The sequence below is a fragment of the Candidatus Igneacidithiobacillus taiwanensis genome, assembly GCF_031962545.1.
GTDB classification, from domain to species: Bacteria; Pseudomonadota; Gammaproteobacteria; order Acidithiobacillales; family Acidithiobacillaceae; genus Igneacidithiobacillus; species Igneacidithiobacillus taiwanensis.
Map to the genome: position 1 here is coordinate 10985 of NZ_JAVRKK010000010.1, position 19969 is coordinate 30953.

Here is a 19969-nt window from a genome sequence, read left to right on the forward strand (position 1 = left end):
GAACGGTCCAAGTACCATTTGCCGTGAACACGGCTTTGCGGTTGCCGATGAAGAGCTGGCTGAGATTTGTTGCCTGGTTGGTTTCTATCCCATCAGCAACCACCGTCTGCCCAAAAGAAGGAGACAAGCTCCCGTCGGTCATCTGAGTGTAGTTAATCAGTTCGTTGCCAGAAGTACCCCCCGACGCAATTACTGCCCCACTGAAAGAACCGGACGCAAAGCTTGGAGACAAGCTCCCATCGGTTAGCTGCCCAAGATTCACCGCCTCGCTATCTTGCGTCGCATCCGCGACATTAAATACTTGCCCGCTAGACCCATTGATGAGCGCGTAAAGACTAGGGTCGGTGAGCACTTGCTCCCATTGGGCCGATCCACTGGTGCCGCTGGCGGTACAGGCCCACAGCGTGTTTGTGGAGGTGTCGAGTGCGAAGTTCCCCACGAGCCCGGCGAGCGCGCCAACTGGGCTACCATTGATGGAGGTGGCCGTGCCTACGACGACTTGTACCCCCGCGCTACCGCTGGTGAATGGAGTGTTGGTGGCGTCATCGACAAGAAAGGTAGTGGGCATAGGTTATTGCTCCGATCCAAACGGAACTACGTCGATAGCTCCGGTAACGAACTGCCAGACATTGGCCTGTATGCAAAGGTAAAGCACGTTGGAAGACCTGTCAAAAAACTTATCTCCGGGGTTCCCTGGCACCCCGTTTTCGTTCGGATCGCCGCTGCCGATGGTGAAATTGGTGCGGGCCGTGCTGCCGGGTACGTTAGTTAGCATTAAAAATACCTACCGCTTCGTTGACCGGCGTCCATACCGCCGTTGCCGCAGTCCCAGTGGTCGTACAGATATACAGTACCCGGTTGGCCGTGTTGAACGCTTTGTCTCCGTCCGCGCCGCCCAAGGTGCCGTTGGGGTCCGTGGAAACGATGGTGAAGTTGGTGTAGGCGTCTGTACCTAGCACCAGTTGGCCCGGTGGTGTGCTGTTTGGCGTGGAGAGAATGGCAAGCGGTGGCTGCACGGCGGCATTAGCGAGATTCGGATTGAGCGTCGGGTCGGTAAGGTACACGGTAGGTACTTGCGAAACGCTGTTAGGTGTACCCAGAGGGATAGTGAAGGTCTGCGTCAGGTAAGCCGTGTTTAGCCACGATCCCGGCACGCGGGTCTTGTCGAGAAAGTTGACCGTGGAGGCATACAGACCGCCCGTAGCGATATAGAATGGCGAAAACGGAACACCGGCAGGGCGCACACGGCCAAGTGCTGCGGCCAAAGCGTTGTAGTTCACCCCGGATAATGCGCTGGATAAGTAGAGGTGCCACCCAATGGCGTTAGGCGCACTGCTGCTACCAAAGTTCTCTTTCACATGGCTGTCCAGTCCATACACCTGCTTTACGATGTTTTGTATGGAGACAGGCGTTCCGCCGCGCATGGTGAGGTTGAACTGGATAGTGACGCGGTACTGCGCGTCGGTTTGCCCGGTTGGGCGCTGAATACCAAAAATACTCCCCCACAGGTTGAGCCATTCCCACTTCGCGTTGGTGAACATGGCTTGTGAGATCACACCGTCCATAGCGTTCGTACCCGTGCTGACCCCGTATCCCAAGCTGTTGTACCACCATTGAAAGGTCGTGCCGGGCCGCTTGAAAGTAGCCGGTAGGTCATTCAGATAGTATTGGACGGCGGCGAAGTCCATGCTGGGTTAGCTCCCGAAATTGACCGTCAGCGTCTGAAGGATAATGCGCTCGTAGGCTAGCGGCGATAACTGCGCTACCGTAGCCCCACTGCTGTTCTCCAAAGTGACGGTGAGGCCGGACACTCCTCCGCCTACGGCGTTTGCTACCGCAGCGGTCACTTGTGCCTCGGTGAGCGCCTGCCCGAACTGCAAAGCGTTGAACAGCGTGGTCATGGCTGACTGCACCTGCGTCGTCAGAGAAGCCGCTGTAGCGGACCCAACCGGAGTACCTGAGACAACCACGACCGCCGCGAGAGGCACCACGGCGTTGACCGTATAAGGAACCCCAGCGGGACGGTTGCCCGGCAGCGTGGGGAAGGAGCCGTTCAGCGTCGATGTAACCGCATTCAGCAGATTTTGGGATGCCGTACCAGAGCCGTTGTCTACGTACACGGCGTATCCTGCTGTCGGGGTTTCCCCCGCGTTCATCTGCGCGATCCACCCCTCATAGCAGGTGGCGTATTGTACCGTCTCGCCAGTGCTAGCCACTGTGACCCCTATAGCAGCGTTGGCAACGGCGACCGGACTGGCCCCGTTAATGGCCGCTACTACGGCGGCGAAGCGTTGCAGCGTAGACTCAATAGTCTCCTGCGCCGCACCTCCCGAGGTTGGGTAGGGATTGGACACGGCCAGCGGGTAGGAAAGGCCGCTGACAAGCTGCGTGATCGTCCCGGCAGCTACATTGCCCCCGGTCCCGGTCTGCACCGCCTGTATGGGTACGGTGATGGAGGATGATCCTGCGGGCAGCACGGCGGTCTGCGTCGTAACAAACTGAACGCCGCTGATAGTCTGCACCAACGTACCAGAAGGAATCAGCACGGACACACCGACGGTCGGCGGGTTGGCGGCAAAGCTCGTGGCGAAAATAACCTGACCGACGGCGGCAGACGCCGGGTTAGGCGTCACTCCAAAAGCACTCATGGCCCCATACACGGCGGACTGAAACGCCTCGGCGCTGCTGATAATCCCCTGCATCTCTTGAATCATGCCTAAGGCTTCAGAAATCGTGCGAATCTGTGAGCCTTTATTGTAGTCGGTAATAACCCCGGACTGTGCGGCCATGGACGACAGGACCGCCGTGGCTACGGCGTTAGCGGTTGGGGGTGCAGCTACGGTAATAGAGTTCGCCATTTCTCGGGCCTCAAGGTTGCAACACCAAATTCAACGATATACTCGGCGTGTTCTCGCCGTTCGGCTGAATGGTGGAAGTGTACTGTATCTGGTTGTTCGGTAACATGGCGACATCCCACGTAATGATCTTGTTGACCCGTGAGTCATAGAGTATGGCAGAGTTGGCGTAAGCGCCAATGTTGAGCGCGGTCGCTGCGGTTTCCACGTTTCCCACCTCGGGCGGTACACGCGAGCCGTAATTTGGATGGTAAATCAACGTGCCAATGGTCGTGATGATGCCTCGGGTCAACGCCAGGATAAGGTTATCGTAGCCGCTGATCGTGAAAAAGTCCCCGTTCCACGGCAGCATGTCCTGGTCCAGTGGGCCGTAGTAAAGGTCCACTCCGAGATAGTTGATGAGATAATTTGGCGGTACGTTGCTGTTGACGTTCGGCGCGGGCGGCAGAAAAAGCTGTTGCCCTTGGGTCAGGGTGTATGGCGGCGACAACTGGTTGATAGTGGCGATTTGTTGCCACTGCTCGAAATTGCCAAGCTGCGTGGACGCGATATTGGGCAAGGAATCGCCGGACTTGACAGTGTACACGCGAACCGTAGTGATCTGCTGTTCCTTGAACACGGCCAGAATGGCGTCTAAATTTTGGATCGTAGTGTCGATCAGATACCGGAGCGCATTGAGAGATTGCACGCTGTTATTGGAAGCCCCGGAGGTCAACAGCGCACCCAGTGCGTTCAGAAGCGGCAGTACGACCATGCTGTTCCACAGCGATGAAAGTGCGTAATTTTCAGCGAATAGGGCAAAATTCGCGGTGGCCTGCGACACGACCTGAGATAACGCAGCTTGCCGCTGGAATGACTCATAAGCGTCCCCCTCCCCGGTCGGAAAGGCTTGAAGGAGCGCCGTGGCATACGTAGCCCACTGCTGAGACTGGTTCGCGATTACGCTGGACACGCTGGAGGGAGTCAGTTGTGATGGAGGGGGCTCGACCGCATAGGTCATGAAGTAGTTCAGCAGCCCCGTGTCCGCAAAACCTGGCAGCCCATTACTCAACTGCGTTGTGTTGACAGTTGGAAGCGTGCTTGGCTGTATCAGGTTGCTGAGTTGCTTGACCGTGGTTTGCAGCGTGTTCACGCGGTTGGTCGCCATCTCCAGGGTTCCTGGAGGCACCGAAACCGGCAGTGCAGTCCCTTGTTGCAGGTTTGCCAGTTCGTAGTTCAGCGCCTGATATAGCAGGCCACCGCTAATGTAGTCGTCCAAATAATGCAGCGTCTCGCGACAGGCTTGTAGTACGCTGGCAGAAACGGTGTTACCTGCGGCAGTGTAGCCCTCCAAAAATTGCGCTACGGTCAGATAATTGGACCATGCGTTATCGAGGTTTTGGTAGGGTATTGAAATCATAGGATATTTCCCGCCGCGTTTATAACGCTGCTGACCACGCTGCTTGCCGTGGAATACAAATCGTTCACGCCCCCCATGAATGTATTAAAGTTGGCCTGCGCGGTCACGACCGTCGAGTCGAACGCAGCGGCGATAGGGTCTTGTGTGGACCCCGGAGGGAGCGCCGGGCCACTGACCGGCTTGAGGCCGACCAGTGTGAACCGATAAAAGCTAAGAATGGGGCGATCCTTGTCTTGCCATATCTCCTGCGGCCCGATGGGGACAACTTCATAAAACTCCCGCGTGAAGTAGTCATAGAACTCCATTGTGTAGAAGTCGGTCTTTTGCGCCTGCGCCTGCCCCGCGTTGAGGTACGCGAAGAACTCTAAAATCGTCTGTATGCGTCGAATCGCCTGTAAGCCCGTGTAGTGGAAGCCATCCGTCAAGTGCTTTTGCCAGCCGGTAGTGCCCTCGATAACAAAAGTCAGTGGTGACATGCCGTACTGGTCGATGATTCGCGCTACACCGAACTGAGACACAGGCGCGCCGGGGGTATCATAAAACGCGGCCATGCTGGTCATGGTGCGCCGCACGTTGGACGGGGAGAGTGGGAACGTGAACACTTCCACGGGCGTCTTTTGGCGGTTGGGTGCGTGGATAGACAGACGGTACAGGGCGTACTGCTGTACAGGGGTCGGGATGGTGCGAAACACCTGTGCGTAAGCAGAAGGTAAGCCTCCAGAGGAAGGCGCACCCGTGGAAATCCCCAAGGCGTTTTCAACGCTGTTGATACCGCTGTTTACTGCTCCTGATACCGCGCTCAATAGGCCCACACTACACCCCCACTGCCAGTGCGTTGTTCATGCAGGACGACCCATAAAGCGTGCCGCTGTCCCATAACAGCCCAGAGAGGCCAAGTGGGGTTGTCTGCTGCTGTCCGCTGTACACCGGGATAGTGGTTTGGGAACTGATGCTGCCGTCAGGCTCGATCACCCAGAGCACATTAGCGTCCGTCGCGATGTACCACAACCCACTACTGTCAAAAGTCGTGGCGAAGCTACGCTGTCCACGGCCCAAGGCCGCTTGCGCCCACGTGCTACTGCTTTGGTTGTACACTGCCGCTACAGCCGTCTGCGTCCGTTCCAATACATAGGGGGCGCCCCAGTTCATCTCCCACAAGGCACTTCCCCCGAGAAACCACGTCTGCGGCAGCGACATAAACAGGTTCGCCCCGCTGGGTGCTGCATAAGAATTGACCTGCTGGTACTGCCCATTGATGAGCCCGAAAGTACGTATAAGGTTATTCACGGGGTCAAGAACAGCGATTTGTCCCTCGTACCATGCGATAGCCGAAGCGCCTCCGGTCCAACTGGTGCCCCCCACGGCGACACCCGAGAAATATACCTCCAGATACCCTACCGACCCCGAGGTGCCGCAAGCATATAGACCCCCTACCGTATCCACGGCGAGGCCCATCACGTCGAAGTTCACGGAGACAGACCCGCTTGCTCCCCACGCGCCGTTGAGTAAGGAAAGGCCGATGATTCCCGACGACCCGCTACTACCGCCCGCGTACCCCGCCGTGTCCGAGGATAAGACCAAAGCCGTAGCCCCGGGCAGAGGGATAGCTGTTCCACTGGACCAGGTGCCTGTACCGTTGTTGTATAAGGGTGTTACTTGGTTGGCGGAGGGTTGGCAGAACAGGGCGGAGGAGTTCCCTGCGTTGACGATCTGACCGGGGTCGGTGAAGTCGAAAGTCTGCGTCGTACCACTACCCCACACGCCGTCCGTCTCGGGGATGATCTGCACCTGCCCGCTGGAGGGGAAAGTGACCAGTATCTGCTCCGCATTGGGGAGCGCCGCCATATAGGTTGGGTCGCCGCTGGTCGTGACCGTCTGCGTAACGGCCCAGTCCCCCACGCTGTTTTTCTGTAACACGGACACGGTGCCCGCCGCAGGTTGTGTGGCAAAGGCTTCGTTGGTCAGGGAGATATACGCCCCGCCAGAGGCCGCGATGGAGAGGGAGAAATCGTTGGTGCCTACGACGCCGATCAACCCACTGGTCCCGGATGCGCCTGCGGCCATGGCGTAAGGCGTAGACATTGGCGTAGAAATCGCCGTCCCAACCGATAGTGTAGAGGGTGTCGAGATAGTGAAAGGAATAACTTGGGCCGTACTGGGGGAAAGTGCCGCGTAGCCGCCCGTGGTCAGCGAAGCCAATGCGTTGCAAGGCGCTCCGAGGTCAGGAGACATGCGTTGGGTAATGCCCCCAGACGCCGCGTAGACTTCCCCGGAGTACGACAGGAGGAGAGGTGTAGACCCGTTGAGCGCGACGCCACAGAACGTGCGAGCCTGCTGAAAGGGACTGTTGAAGGGAAGCGCGTAGCCAACGGTGCCCGAAGATGAATAGCCTACCAGTCGCTCGCCGTAGCCCGTCATCCAGAGAATATCATTGGCGGTATCTACTACAGCGGCAGAGAAGCCGGTTTCTTGCGTGCTTTGCTGAGCGATCCAGTACGTCTCCAGCGGGTTCGAAAGGCTGTCCGTGCCGTTGTCCGTGAGGGCGAAGTAGGAGCCGGTCAACGCGGCACTGTCGAAATCAAAAGACTCCTGCCCCGCGAACGGGATGCCATCGTAGAAATCACTGGCCGGAGCGCCAACGGAAGCCAAGGTATCCACGACGCCCAACGAGGTAAAACTGAAGTCCTGCGTAGAGGGGTCGTAAGACGCAAGCCGTGGCTGCCGCCAGTCGGGGATAACCACGTCGCCACTGAGGGCCGCGATAGACGCCCCTCGTGCAGATTGGCCGTTGGGGGGGAAGGCGAACGTGGTCAAGCGCGGCGTCTCCTAGATGCTTATGGGAGGAGGATAGCGGAAAACGCGAACCCGCGCAAAAATCACGGCATCTGCTGGTTTGGCGTCGAGGTGTTAGTGCCTGCGGCTTCGCTGACGTGATCGTGGCTGTTGTACACGGTGCGTATCGCGTTGACGGTTCCATTCGCGCCGTTCAAGTCGGAGATGTTGTCGGAGACCACGAGGTCGCCGTTGATCTGGGTGTTGGCGTCGATGGTGAGCCCGCTGGGGAAACTCAGGACACCCGTGTTCGCACCTTGAATATCGACATTCCCTTCCCCATTGATCGTCACCACCGTCCCGCCAAAATTGATCGTGAGCGTCGCACCGGATGCGCCGTTGACCGTCGTGTTCCCCGCGCCGTCTATCTTTACCTGCGTGCCGCTGGCGTGTTGTAGGTTCACGATAAATGGCTTGGGGGGACTGGGTACGCGCTCCTGCTGGGTAAACTCCTGTGCCTCACGTACCTGCTGGGCGTTGGCGACATGACGGACCAAGGTAGGCACGTTGCCGGTCTGAGAAACGGTCAGGCTCGTCCCGTCCGGGTACACCATGCTGTCGTTGCCCTGCTGGTCACGATACTGCCAAAAGCCGCTCCACTCCGCGTTGTAGTAGGAGAACGGGTCGGTGTCCGTCGGGAGCGCGTCGGATAGTTGGGTGTAGATACTCTTGAGCCATACGCCGTTACGTGAGTCGCCATTAGGGAAGGCGATCAGACCCCATGTTCCTTTCGTCGGCATACTCTCCGTGCGTACCCGCAGCGCATCGGCGGGGCCATCAAAACCCATCAATACCGGGACCGTGGGAATCTGGCCGGACTGTAGTACCACATATACTGCGCGGCGCGAGGTGTCGTGGGAAAGGACTTGGCCGAGCGCAAGAGGTGGCAGCATATCAGTTGGCCTGCGGGGTTGTGAAAATCTTGGCGATCTGCCCCATGATAGGGTACGCCGACTGCGGTTTCAAAAACTCGATACCTTGGCCCTTCACCTCGGACGGCAGCCCCACTTGGTACAGTTGGGAGTTGGTGGATGAACCTTGCCGCATGGCGTAACCGCCAAGAATGGCGGTCAAAAGGGACGCCCCATTGAACGCGCCGAATGCGTTGTTTCCCCCAACCGTTACGCTAACCGAGTCCTGCCGGTCGTAAATATACTTGGGTAGCCCGCGCTCCAGATACAAAGTCGTCGCGGTCGCCTCTCCAAAAACGTAGTGGTGCTCATAGCCGATAATGTAGAACTCCCACAGTTCGCCGTTCTTGAAGGGCGCATACACAAACTTGCAGCCGGGCATGATGTCCGGGCGAAACTCCATCGTCACGGTAGCGCGAGCCATAAGGGGCGTTGGTTCATACCAACTGACCGAGCGCAGCAGAAGGGAGGAAATCATCTGCTCATAATTGCCGCTGTTGGCAGTGTTCGCTTGCGCCGCCTGCCCTTTGGGGTCCGCCAGCCAATACGTGGTGTCGATTTGTGGTCGAAAACCGTAACGGTGAATGCTGCCTACATCGACCACGCAGTCCAGAGTAAACAGATAGGGATTGATGGAGTTGGAAGATAGTCCGGTGATGGTGTATAGCGTAACCGGAGAGATAACGTAGAAATTCCGCGCCTCATTACAGTCGAACGAGATGTTGCTGTCGATGAAGCCGTGGCCGTCCAACTGGAAACTGGGAAGCGCGTCCCAAAGTGCGGTGTCCACCGTGTACTTCTGTGTCTGCTGGTTATATTTGAGGCGGGGTATTGGCACCACTCGCGCCACCATTTGGGGGCTATACTTCTGCTGGAACGCCTGAATAGGATCGGCGGATTCTACGCTGAACATGGTGCTCGCGGTAGCCGAGGTTTTGTAAAAATCATTCTGCGCGGTAATGACAAAAAACTCATACCAGGGCATTGGGAAGATGCGGGAAAACTTATCCCACCAAGACCCCTCCGAGGATAGAAAATTCTCGGCCATAGGGATAATGAAATCAAACTCGCCGTCCGCGATCAGGCTTTGGTAATACTGCCCCATGAGACTACCGAAGGCGATAGGTTTGTCTTTATAGCGTACCACGGTATCGGCCAGTATGCCGTCCTTTCCCGCCATGATGTGATTGAACCACGCCGCCCCAACCTGCTCGGGCGTGCCGTGCAGAAGCCCTTGATTGTTGAGCGCCGGGAGTGCTGCGGCCCCGACCGTCTCCGATAACGCCGATGCCGCCGTAGTGCCGAGGAAGTACAGGGTGTAATAGGAGAACTGGGTGTAGTAATACTGGAAATCGTAGCCTTGGATGGTCGTAGTACGAGTAACTTTTCGCCCTGCGTCCCATTCTTGACTCTCCGTCGCGGTATCGACGACCCCGATCATGATGACGTTGTTATGCGTCCAGCGTGAGCCCTTGAGTACCACCAGCGACATCGGGGTACAAATCTCTGCCCAGGTTCGCACAGCGGTTACACCGCCCGGTCCACCGGGGGCCAAAGTCAACGTAAACGAGCCGGGCTGGGAGGAATGTATGCGCTTGGATACCGTAGCTTCCAAAAGCGTTCCTTGGGAAGAAGAAATGACGAACGCGGACGGCCCTCCCTCATACGGGTAAATCTCTACTTCAACGATCGGTTGGGCAGCGAACTGACTCACGCTGGCGGTCCCCCAGCCCAAGGATTAAGCGTATCCATACGAGAAACGTAATGGGGCGGCGTGCGCTGTGACGGCTTTTTCTCTATACTCTTAATGGTGTCGTTGAGTGCGTCCGTAAAGCCCTTCAACGCCTGCGCTGCACCTACGGCGTTCGTAGACAAGCCTTCCAGCGTTAAAACCAAGCCATGCGTCGTCTTGTACAGCGTCTTTGCCCGCGTAATTTCGGCAGTGTTTGTGGCAGTAGTAAGCCCGCGTATCGCTTCAGCGGTTTTTCCCGCTGCTAACGTAGAGGAACCTACTGGTATCATGCGGTTATAGGCTTCGGTAATCCCGACACGATCCAGCACACCCGACGACCCGACAGGTAGGCCGGTATAGGCGCTAAATGCTTCCCCTAAGTTACCGCGATGTATTCTCATCAAACGGCTCATAATCTTGGCCGACGCAAAAGCCGCTTGGCGGAAGCTGGCGGGGTTCTTCTCCATACTTTTTGGCGCGCCGAACAACCCCCACGAGTCGGAGTCTGCGGCAATACCCGCGAAGTTCTGCGACGCACCGTTTTCTCCGATATAGTTGGCTATCAACACACCGACCGGGATTCCATATTTTTTGGACGCGGCAAGCATATCCTGATATTCGCCGGTGGTAATACCCTGCTTGCCGTGGTTGAATAGTTTGCCAATTTGGTAAGACCCGTAGTGCTTCTTATACCACTTGCCTAGATGCGGGTATTCCTTACTTATTCTGGCGGCAAGCGCCATGGAGTTGTATGCCGCTGGGCCACCGGGAGTTACAAAAGGACGTAACACACCTGGCGTCATGCCGCGCAAAGGTTGTTCCAGCGAAAATCTTTCTCTATTACTGATGTACGGCCCCAGGTTCTGAACTGCAAGTGCTTTGTACCCCGAGTTCCAGGCGTCTTTCAGGTCTTGCAGTGTCTTGTAACCTACGCTGGACTTCATCATCGCGTTGAAGCGATGCGCCCCAAGGACGGTGCGTAAATCCTTGTTGGTGAGCGGCCCCCCATGGGTCATCTTCTCCAAACCCATGTACGCGGAGGTCATCCACGCGGAGTGGCCCATGAGGTTGCCGAATACCTTGTTCGACGCCTGTAGTGCCGAAGCTTCTCCGGCCCCCGTCCGCATGGAGGTAATGCCAGATCCCAGCAAGCCCGAGATCATGGCGGTCGTAAAGCGTCCGCGATTGAGTGATCCACCCGAGGCTAGCGACTGGAGGGAACTGGACAGGACGTGAATATCGGTGGCGCGGTTGACACCCGTGGCCGTTCCCGCAGCGACGGCCTCTTGAAACAGTTTGAGGGTCTGAGAGGACTTTGTGAACTGGGTAATGCCGATATTGGCCCCCAGAAGCGCCAACTGCTCAACCGGCTTCATGCCCAGTCCGGCCAGCCCAACGCCAGTCTGATTGTACTTCGCAATGGTTTTGACAAAGCCGATCTGCTTGGATAGCGAGTAGCCACCCTCCCCCGCCGAGTTCATAGCCCCGATAACGTCTGCACGGGTCAGGCCGTATTTCTTCTCCCACGCCGGGCCGGTCCAGCGTGCTCCCCCGGGGGTGCCATAGAGCGTTCTGAATACCCCGGCGCCGTTACTTCCCCCCAGCATCCTCGCCAGCATGGACGAACCAAGGCGAACAGAAGTATAGGGTTGCATGGCCGCGACTAAGTGCTTCTCCATGTCCACGCTTTTCCATACCGCCGTAGCCCCGGCGAGCGCAACGGTAGCTCCGACTGCCAACGGGTCCATAATGTCCCCGAGAAGCGACGCCCCAACAGCATCCTTAAGCACCCCGCCTATACCACTAGACGTAGCGCGACGCCCCCAACGAGCTCTTCCAACCGCTTGATAGCGTGCCTTGGCCGACTGGATACGCTGATGGGTAGCTTGTGCGGCGGCTAACTCTTTTTCATCGATCCCTTTGATGGAGCGCAATGTGTCTAGTTGCTTGGCAGAGTTCTTCTCCAGTTTATCCAAGACGCGGTAGTACTTACGAAACTCCCCAAGGGAGCCCATCATGATCGCGCCCTCCGCGCCCCCTATGGCCCCTCCTAAAACCCCTTCTCTCGCTCGGGAAGCGGCGTACCACGGTTGGGTGCGGTCGTAGGCTTTTTGACGTTGGGCCTGTTGGATTTCTGCCTGTTTTTTGGCGTAGATAATATCGTAACCGACTTTTCTTTTTTCTGCTTGACTAAGCAGCGCGGCGGTAGAAGCGTCTACTCCAACACCAGGGAGGGCTCCTGAAGCGGCCAGATCGTGTAGTGCGCGAACTTTGGCGTGCGTATTTTCTATACTGCGTCGGCTTCGGGCGGTGGTCGCGCCTGCCTTGATTTGAGTCTCAAGTTTGCTAAGGTGCCGAAGCAGCGCGTTGTTCATTTGGGACGAGGCTTTCGTGGTGCCGGTGCCCGCCATCGCCCCGCCAGCGAATAAGGTCTGGCTTGGGTCAGCTACATCAAAAAGCTCCTTGAACGTGCGTATGGTGGAAGGGTTAGGGCTGCGAAGGACGGCGTGCCACAACCGCTCCAGTTCGGATTCGCCTTTCCCCCCGGCTCCTCCGCCGCCCTCACCGCCCTTGCCGTTCTTGATCCGTATGCCAGGCATCCTACATCCCTCTTGCCGCACGCAACTTCTTGGCCGCCTCGACCGCAGCCCTGGACACGGTATGCGCAGACACACCTTCGATCAGCACACTATCCCATGCCACCGCACGGTCCACGGGACTTACTTCACCGGGTCGGCTCAGCTTCACGTCGGGATTCTCCTGTGCATACATTTCCAGTATCCAGTTCATCTGCGTGGAAGATAATTTCTGCACCTCGTCACTGAACGGGCTCAGATTGAGAATCCGGCTGACCGTCCACAACCTCTGACCCTCCGGGTCGTCCGTCTTCGGGTAGCTCGCCTCGAAATCGGGCGAGGGCGTCTAGATAGCCTTCATATACCTCCAGAACAGGTGCATCATCAGGGAATTGGTTGACATCTACTACCGGCTTTCCCGTTTTATCGGGGGAAAAAGGCCACGTCACCGAAGCCTTCCGCAGAAGCACCGCAAAGGTCGCCAGTGCTTGATACGTGAAAAAAGAGTTGAAGTCCAACCCCTCCGCTACGCCAACCCCGTTTGGGTCGTCCTGCACTCGCAGAAACCGCGCATAAGAGCCGATCTTGGCCTCGTCACGGATGCCGGGGATTTTGAAAATGTATGTCGCGCCGTCATGAACCACGTTCAGTTCAGTCTGCGCTATTGGATGCTGCTGTTCTGCCACCGCCATGTTTTGTGCTCCTAAAGAAAAAGATCGGACGAACTTCTACCAGCAAGCATACCGAAGCAGCGCGACGAACGCAAAAAGCCGCCAGAAGGCGGCAGGAGAGGCAGTGGAAGCAACTAAAAAGGTTAAGCCCGCATCAAAGCCCTGCGGTATTCAAGGCCGTCCCGATTAGGGCCGCCTGCTCAACAGTTTGAATCGCCTGGTTTGCACCGAGGATGGAAACACCGAGGGCGTTCAGGATGTCGAGCGCCTGGAAAGAGACGGCCTGGGTAATAGGCTGGTTGGCAGGGATGTTCAGATTGAAGTTCTCCGCGACGCACCCAACATACGTCAGAATCGGCAGTCCTTCCTCATTCATCAAGTGGAAGTCAAAGGCGTTGTTGCTCAACACCTCCAACATGCTACTTGGATAGCCGAGGTAGGTTAGCCCTTTCTCGGTCAGGGAAAACGAGTCCACGCTGACAGTCGGAGAGATTTTCAACTGCTGAATCTCTTGCGGCTTTTCAGACCCGATGCCGTACAAAGACTCCGTGCCCCATGCGTTGCTAGCACTGCTGGTCTGAGCGAAGCCCACCTCCAGGTCGCCTAGCATGACCGTAACCATGTTGCCATTGCGAACACCGTAGGCAAGCTGTTGTGCATTAAATCCTGGCATGTTACGCCTCCTTCCCTATCAGGCCGCTAAAGACAAAGGCTGAACCAAAATGTAGTTCGTGATGAAATCTACTTGGCCGACAAATACGACATCCACCTGCACGCTCGCCGTGCTCGTCTCCCCACTGTAGGTGACTTGCAAAGTCTTCGGGTTCCACGAAGAAATGACGCCGTTGGACCCCTCGGTGTAGATCAGCGCGTTTAAGAGCTTCTTCACCGCGTTCTGGATGCGCCCAATGGAATACGGAGATGCAATTCCGCCGATATACGGCTGCAAACCCTGGTTCAACGTGTATGCGAGGTAATACTGGCAAGCAACCTGCTGGTTGAACACATGCTCGGGGTTGTTGTCCAATTGCCACGTGGTTATATCCCGAATGATGGTCGGCACACCCGTACTCTGCGACAAATGGATGGGCATAACGCCGCCGTTCACCAACTGGTTCACTTCGCTGGTGGTCAGTTGTACCTCGACACCCGTGCCGTTGAGCGCCTTGGCCGTTAGAGGAATCGCTACTCGATTACCGCAAGCCATGCCTGCCGCCGCCGCTGCCGCATACCGACCCCCAACTGTATCTACGAGGCCCGTCTTGGTGTTAATGTAGGATATGCCTGGGTAGACATACGTGACGTTGGAAGCGTCCATGTCCTGTGCGGCTTGAAGCGCCTGCGCGACCGTCTCCCCGACACTTGACCCGGTAAAGAAACGGCGGAACTTCCGCTCGGTAATGGAGCTGGCCGTCGCTACGTGCTGCTGCCCAAGCGCCATGACACCCAAGTCGTTGCTGTCCGTAATGATAACCCATCCGGCTACTCCCAGTGCGGTATTAAAGGCGTTGGCATAGTCCTGAAGGGTAGCAACCCCGTTAGTAGCCCCGGAGAAGTTGGTCAGGCCGATCTGCACAGGTGCCGCGGACGGAGACGACACGATGCCGGAAGGGATAGCCGCTGTTGCAAGACTGGAAGCATACGTGTTTACCCAGTAAACGATCTGCCCGAGGGTAGCCGTGACGTTGACGTAGTTATCCACGCTGTTCGTGGGGGCAGCAAGTGCCACGCCGGAGGCCGCATCCAGGTTGGTCGAGGGCATGTTGCCATCGCTGATGACGTTGGCCGAGTAGTACCCAGTGCCGTTAATGGCCTCTACTACCGCCGAGATGGTGCCGTACGTCTCACCCCCCAAAGGCAGATTCAACGACTCGGCGCTGGTTGGACCATTGAGGATGAAGTTGGTCGCTACGCCGCCCGATGTAGTAACCGAGTAGGTCACGCCGCTACCGGACCCCGTATAGGCCAGATTGAATGGCACGCCGAGGTTATCCCCCACGTACTGCGCCTGCGTCGTGTAGCCGTTCTTGGCGGCAAACGAATCATAGATGGTGAGCTTGATGCCCGCTACCGTCCCGGCCCCGACTGACGCCTGTAGCAAATTGCTCGGCGTTCCATAATTGGCGCTCGTCAGCGTAATCACACCAGACGAACTGCTGTCATCCAAGGTCAAGGAACTCTGCGTGTTGGGGGACGGGTTGATGTAGATAACCTGTTGCGCCCCATTCAACTGCGGAGACGGGTTGAAAATGAAAGGGATAAACGCCGCCGCAGGACCGCCGCGAACCGTCTGCGCCAGTCCGGTTGAAGTGAAGTGCGAGATAGGCGTGTTGGGCGTGCCGCCGTAACCCTGACCGATGAAGATGAGGGGAGGCGTCGCTGCCGGGTTGGTCGGGGTCGTCGCGTTGTCGTTAAACGCCGTGTACGCGCCGGGGAAAATGAGCTGTTGACCTTGGAACTGACCATTGACGTTAGGCATTTGCTATTTCTCCTCAGCGTTCCAGTTTCACCGGACGAGCACGGTGCGAGTCTACGAGGGCGTGCCACTCAGAAGGGGTATGCTTCTCGCGCTTGTGGAACACCCGCAGTACACCGACGAACACTTCATCGTGCGTACCTTTGACAGATTCAGCAAAACGTGGAAGCGGGACTTTGACCGTATCCATAGCGGGGGAGCCTCCCAGACAAAGATTCTGCGAGGATGTTGGCACAGAAAACCTGTATCACCTATAGGTTTGGTTGACTACCCAAACAAGCGCGTTCAGGTCAGGTGATATCCAAAATCTCGTCGCCGTTCGTGTCCACGTCGATCTGGTCGATGAGGCCATAGTTATTGATCGTCGCCACATTGAAGCTGCCCTGTAGCTCGACCATGACCTGCGTGAAGTAGAATCCGGGAGAGTTCTGCTGCCCTACGTTTTGACTGGAGTAGGCTTGGAACCGGAACGATGTGTCGTCCCAGATAGCACCAAAAATCTCCGGGGCCGCCACGGTCAAGATGCCGATAATGGCATCCCGGTAGAACTCACGCTCCTGCACCGTCGGGCAAAGCGCGGTAATGGAGTATTTGCGCTCGGCCTGCACCGTCCGCACATCGGTATTGGTCATGGAAGCGTTGATGCCCACCCCGATAGGGAACTCCTGCGAAGCGGGGCCGTAGTCCATATTGACCGTGATGATCGGCAGCCGAGGTTCCCCGTTCAGCGGCATGGCATGCAGGATGCGTGGGGGATTGACATTAGACGGCAACGTAAGACCGTCGATCCCCGCCTGAAGGGTGCGGATCAAAATGGACGTAACCAAGTCGCCCTCAATGGCGAGTCTGCTGGCGGGAGTTATAGGAGGCGAAGTCGTTGTGCCGGAGGAATCGGTAATCCGATACAGGTAACTGGTATTCTGACTCAGCGGCGCTGCCGTGCCGTCTCCATAGTCCACAAAACGGGGCGTAACGACTTCACCTAACTCGTTCTGATAAGTTTCGCCGGAGTATAGCTCCTGCCAAGTGTTGCCGCCGTCCGCGCTGCGCGAGAATGAAAACGACCCCGCCGCCATGTCGGGGAAGCGGAACACAATGACGCCACCAGTGGCGACTACGCTGTAAACGATCTGCGCCATTATCGGTTAGCTCCGTATTGACGCTCTACCAGCTTACTCAAAATGAGGGCTGGCGCATAAGGAGACATATTCGGCGTAACCCAAGACGATGAGCCCGGCTTGCTGGAGACGGTACGCATGGTGCCTTCCTCACTCCGCAGGTGGTGAATCTGCGCTGCAATTTTGGAAAAGGATGTAGGCGCCATGGAGGACTTGAGCATACTGCCATAGGCGGTATCGGTCTTGATGTTCACCACTTTGTACTTATACCCTTCCTTGGAGGTCTTGGCATTTGCCGACTTTGCGCCGAACAGCAGGGCGTTCCGCATCATGATTTCCGGTCGCCCATACTCCAACGCCGATGCATAGGGCACATCCGCCTCATCGACCCATATCTCGACCACGTTATCGCCGGTCTGCGCCATTTGAATGCCTGCCGCATAACGGCCCGATGGGGCGCGTAAAGTCTTGCCTCCCAAAGATTCTTTGCCGACCGCCCACTTCACCCATTCCCGGTAGACCGCCTTGGCGAGATCGCCCAGTAGATTAGGGTCCACATCGGTATGTACCGTGTACATTGTGCCCTTTGCCACGTCAGCCACTCCCAAAAGCAAACGGGGAAGTCGAGGTGTTGCTACCACTGCGCGAGCGCGTCCATATATCCAGCAACTGACAATGCAGCCGTAGCGGGAGCGGATTACCCACCGCCCCAAGAGGCCGAAAGTGCGGAGCGCCGCCTGCGGTGCGGAACACGACATACACCGGGTCCGCGTAGTACTCCACCGTGTATGCCGTTCCATTCGGGTAGGTGTCGGCCAAAAACACCCCACCACTAGACACGGTATAGCCTACCCCGGAAACCACGGAATGGGTTGTGGCGTCGTATACCCGAACGGCACCAGTGGAAGCAATCGAAAGCCCTTGGCGATATGGCAGATAAGGATTACCCCCGACAACCAGCGTGGTGTTGAATCGCTGCGGTGCGTTGGGCTCAATGAAAGCGTCGTACACCGTAGCCTGCGTCCACGGCCCTACTTGCGAAGGGGGTATGGTGATTGTCGGGCTCGCTTCCCACACGTTTCCTTGTGTTGGGTCCATGACGCTGCCCGGCTCGTTCCCGTAATTGGTACGCCCGATATGTGTCAGCAGGCCGAAAAACGGCTCCGACGGAGTATCCCAATAGGTTCCACGGCCATTGCAGGTGGTACAGGCAGGGTCTGGCGACCCCGGCACCTCCAGGTTCCCAAGCACGCACGGACACTCATGCCCCTTCATGTACTGAAGCTGTACGCCATACGCCGCCATCAACTGCTCGAACGGGTCAGACGGCAGTACGAAAGGCGAAGAGGGCGGCAGGAACGGTACGTTAGACATGAACAGGCCCGTAAAGGTGGACTGCTGCGAGAATACGACAGGACGCCAAGAAAGGCAAACGACTGAGGGCCTAGAGGGTAATAAGCATCGGCCCCGATACTTTGTTAAAGGCTGTCTGTAACAAGTCTGTACGCATACGAGTGAATTGCTCAATAAGACCGGAGTACGGTCCGCTCTTGGGGTACTGAGTCTGATACTGGAGCCCATCTACGTTGATATTGTACTGCGTTGCACCAAAATTCAGCGTCCCTTGAATGGTCATGAGCGCCTGGATTGCAGCCTGTGCCAACACCAACTGCTTAATGAAGCTGAACCGGGAAATGTAGTCGTTCGCGGTCAACCCTGCGGTGTACTGAAGCCACAGACCGCCCGGAATGGACTGCGCAAACCCCATGAACGATAGTTGCATAGCGAACAGAGGGAGCATCTGGACATTGGCCGCAGGCACAAGGCGGACCAGCCCAAAATCCGTATCTTCCACGTACCACGTAGGCGGCACTCGGAAAAAATCGTTCAAAAGCGGGTAAATGTATGCGATGTTCTTGATCGACGTACAATCCAGCGCCGAGTAGGTAGCTGACCGCACGGGCCGATAGCGAAGGCTCTGCACCATCCAGCCCTCATCCTGTGCGCGGGGAAAGAAAAAGTCGTAAGGCGCATCCTCCAGGTCGTAGTCCACGCCAAGTTGCTGCACGCCGGAGGATGCGGGATTCACGATCAGACCCGTTGCGTTCGTAGCCGTCGGTTGCCGGGTAGGAGGAGACGCTACCCAAGTCTGCGTCAATAGCAGTGTCGTTTCCTGCTCCACCCAATCTTCCGCGTAGCGTATCCACCCCAACATAGTCCCGCTCGACACGGGCGTAGGTGGATTGCCGTAGTATTGGATCGGAACACCTACGAAGTTTTGCAGGTCTTGAGGCATCAAGCCGGTTTTGGTCGGGCCTCCGGTAGTCGGATAAGCTGTCACCGTAGGTTGCGGTTTTGTACTGGTATCCCAAGTCCACAGCGCCCCCGTCGGCACCAGTGGGGCGTCGATAGTAGACTGAAGGGTCGTGTTGTCGAGGTCTTGCGGCATTTACGTATTCAACCGGACTTGGGATGGCGCCCACGGCGCACAAAATTGGCAGGAAGCGTAGGCACTTCGGGTACTTTGACCTCCGGTTTTTCGAGTTTATGCGCGCTCCGTTCCTCAGCAACCTGTTTCACTGCACCGTCCACCGTTTCTACAATCCGCGCCGGCGTGGACAGGGTAACATTCCCAAACACCTCCAGCAGCACGTCCGAATGACTCTGGAGCGCGGATAGGTCAGCGATCTCCCCTACCGACTGGTACATCGCCCCTTTACGGACGAAGCGCGTGCCATGCAGCGCGGCGAAGGTCAACCCCTGACGCCACCAGAGATTGTGGATCATGGAGTTCTTTTTTATGGTTGCGACAATCATAACCGCCCTCCAGAGGAAGCTACACACAAAGTACCACAGTCACCAGGAAAGGCAAGAACCGTCTCACTCACCCCGCATATCGAGGCGAATCTCTCGCATCCGAAGAAAATTGCGATAGCACGAGAGTCCAAAAAGCGCCATAAGTACAAAATCGCCTATCGCGTACCCGAAGAACCCTTCCTCAAGAAAGCCGACGAAGAAGAACAGCGTAATAAGCGTCAGAACAAACGTAGCCGACGCCACGAGCATAGCCCGTGCATACAACACGCCACCAGCAACCCGATTTGTATAGTCATTCCGATCCACCACACACCCCTAGTGCAAAGATACGCCACTATCTTCTGCCGCGCTGTCCGTATGCGCCAAGTATTCCAACTGCCCGACGATGGAAATTCCTGCCGGGGTTACACTGTATCTTTCAAATACAACGGTCAGCGCCGCGAAATAATCCGTAGCCGCAATCAGCCGCACCGCGCTGCCGATGTTCACCGCGAATACAAACAGTGCATCGCTTCCGTCGTCACTGTCATTAAGCACTGCTGGATCGATGATCCGAAGTCCCATGTAATTCCTCCTCATTCC

General features: G+C 57.0%; 19 protein-coding genes. All 19 read right to left on the reverse strand.

The window, feature by feature from the left end; genetic code table 11:
* Positions 1 to 764: 764 nt before the first annotated feature.
* Complete coding sequence (locus RTI30_RS02880; RefSeq protein ID WP_312283339.1) at positions 765 to 1688, reverse strand: hypothetical protein; 924 nt, start codon at positions 1686 to 1688, stop codon at positions 765 to 767.
* Positions 1689 to 1694: 6 nt separating this feature from the next.
* Entirely contained in the window at positions 1695 to 2789 is a 1095-nt protein-coding gene (locus tag RTI30_RS02885) for a baseplate J/gp47 family protein (protein ID WP_312283340.1), read from the reverse strand.
* A 79-nt stretch (positions 2790 to 2868) separates the two neighbouring features.
* Positions 2869 to 4254, reverse strand: coding sequence for a LysM domain-containing protein (locus RTI30_RS02890; RefSeq protein ID WP_312283341.1), 1386 nt, complete (start codon positions 4252 to 4254; stop codon positions 2869 to 2871).
* Positions 4251 to 5066 carry a hypothetical protein gene (locus RTI30_RS02895; protein ID WP_312283342.1) on the reverse strand — a complete coding sequence of 272 codons (816 nt, stop codon included), beginning with the start codon at positions 5064 to 5066 and terminating at the stop codon, positions 4251 to 4253. The genes RTI30_RS02890 and RTI30_RS02895 overlap by 4 nt, the downstream gene beginning before the upstream one ends.
* A gap of 1 nt (position 5067) precedes the next feature.
* A complete protein-coding gene (locus RTI30_RS02900; RefSeq protein ID WP_312283343.1) occupies positions 5068 to 6816 on the reverse strand; it encodes a hypothetical protein in 1749 nt (582 codons plus the stop codon).
* Between the two features lie 314 nt (positions 6817 to 7130).
* Positions 7131 to 7979, reverse strand: coding sequence for a hypothetical protein (locus tag RTI30_RS02905; RefSeq protein ID WP_312283344.1), 849 nt, complete (start codon positions 7977 to 7979; stop codon positions 7131 to 7133).
* A gap of 1 nt (position 7980) precedes the next feature.
* Positions 7981 to 9711 carry a hypothetical protein gene (locus RTI30_RS02910; protein ID WP_312283345.1) on the reverse strand — a complete coding sequence of 577 codons (1731 nt, stop codon included), beginning with the start codon at positions 9709 to 9711 and terminating at the stop codon, positions 7981 to 7983.
* Positions 9708 to 12329: a hypothetical protein gene (locus tag RTI30_RS02915; RefSeq protein ID WP_312283346.1), complete on the reverse strand. Its 2622-nt coding sequence runs from the start codon at positions 12327 to 12329 to the stop codon at positions 9708 to 9710. The genes RTI30_RS02910 and RTI30_RS02915 overlap by 4 nt, the downstream gene beginning before the upstream one ends.
* Positions 12330 to 12547: 218 nt before the next feature.
* Complete coding sequence (locus RTI30_RS02920) at positions 12548 to 12997, reverse strand: hypothetical protein (RefSeq protein ID WP_312283347.1); 450 nt, start codon at positions 12995 to 12997, stop codon at positions 12548 to 12550.
* Between the two features lie 133 nt (positions 12998 to 13130).
* Entirely contained in the window at positions 13131 to 13649 is a 519-nt protein-coding gene (locus RTI30_RS02925) for a hypothetical protein (RefSeq protein ID WP_312283348.1), read from the reverse strand.
* A gap of 18 nt (positions 13650 to 13667) precedes the next feature.
* Entirely contained in the window at positions 13668 to 15455 is a 1788-nt protein-coding gene (locus RTI30_RS02930) for a hypothetical protein (protein WP_312283349.1), read from the reverse strand.
* A 13-nt stretch (positions 15456 to 15468) separates the two neighbouring features.
* Positions 15469 to 15642, reverse strand: a complete 174-nt coding sequence (locus RTI30_RS02935; protein ID WP_312283350.1) for a hypothetical protein — start codon at positions 15640 to 15642, stop codon at positions 15469 to 15471.
* 100 nt (positions 15643 to 15742) lie between these two features.
* On the reverse strand, positions 15743 to 16591 hold the full coding sequence (locus tag RTI30_RS02940; protein WP_312283351.1) for a hypothetical protein: 849 nt from the start codon (positions 16589 to 16591) through the stop codon (positions 15743 to 15745).
* Positions 16591 to 17163: a hypothetical protein gene (locus RTI30_RS02945; RefSeq protein ID WP_312283352.1), complete on the reverse strand. Its 573-nt coding sequence runs from the start codon at positions 17161 to 17163 to the stop codon at positions 16591 to 16593. Before RTI30_RS02945 ends, RTI30_RS02940 begins: the two co-directional genes overlap by 1 nt.
* 1 nt (position 17164) lies before the next feature.
* Positions 17165 to 17944: a hypothetical protein gene (locus RTI30_RS02950; RefSeq protein WP_312283353.1), complete on the reverse strand. Its 780-nt coding sequence runs from the start codon at positions 17942 to 17944 to the stop codon at positions 17165 to 17167.
* Positions 17945 to 18014: 70 nt separating this feature from the next.
* Positions 18015 to 19019 carry a hypothetical protein gene (locus RTI30_RS02955; RefSeq protein WP_312283354.1) on the reverse strand — a complete coding sequence of 335 codons (1005 nt, stop codon included), beginning with the start codon at positions 19017 to 19019 and terminating at the stop codon, positions 18015 to 18017.
* Between the two features lie 8 nt (positions 19020 to 19027).
* A complete protein-coding gene (locus tag RTI30_RS02960; protein WP_312283355.1) occupies positions 19028 to 19387 on the reverse strand; it encodes a hypothetical protein in 360 nt (119 codons plus the stop codon).
* 63 nt (positions 19388 to 19450) lie between these two features.
* A complete protein-coding gene (locus RTI30_RS02965) occupies positions 19451 to 19693 on the reverse strand; it encodes a hypothetical protein (RefSeq protein ID WP_312283356.1) in 243 nt (80 codons plus the stop codon).
* A 9-nt stretch (positions 19694 to 19702) separates the two neighbouring features.
* Positions 19703 to 19951, reverse strand: a complete 249-nt coding sequence (locus RTI30_RS02970; protein ID WP_312283357.1) for a hypothetical protein — start codon at positions 19949 to 19951, stop codon at positions 19703 to 19705.
* Positions 19952 to 19969: the final 18 nt, after the last annotated feature.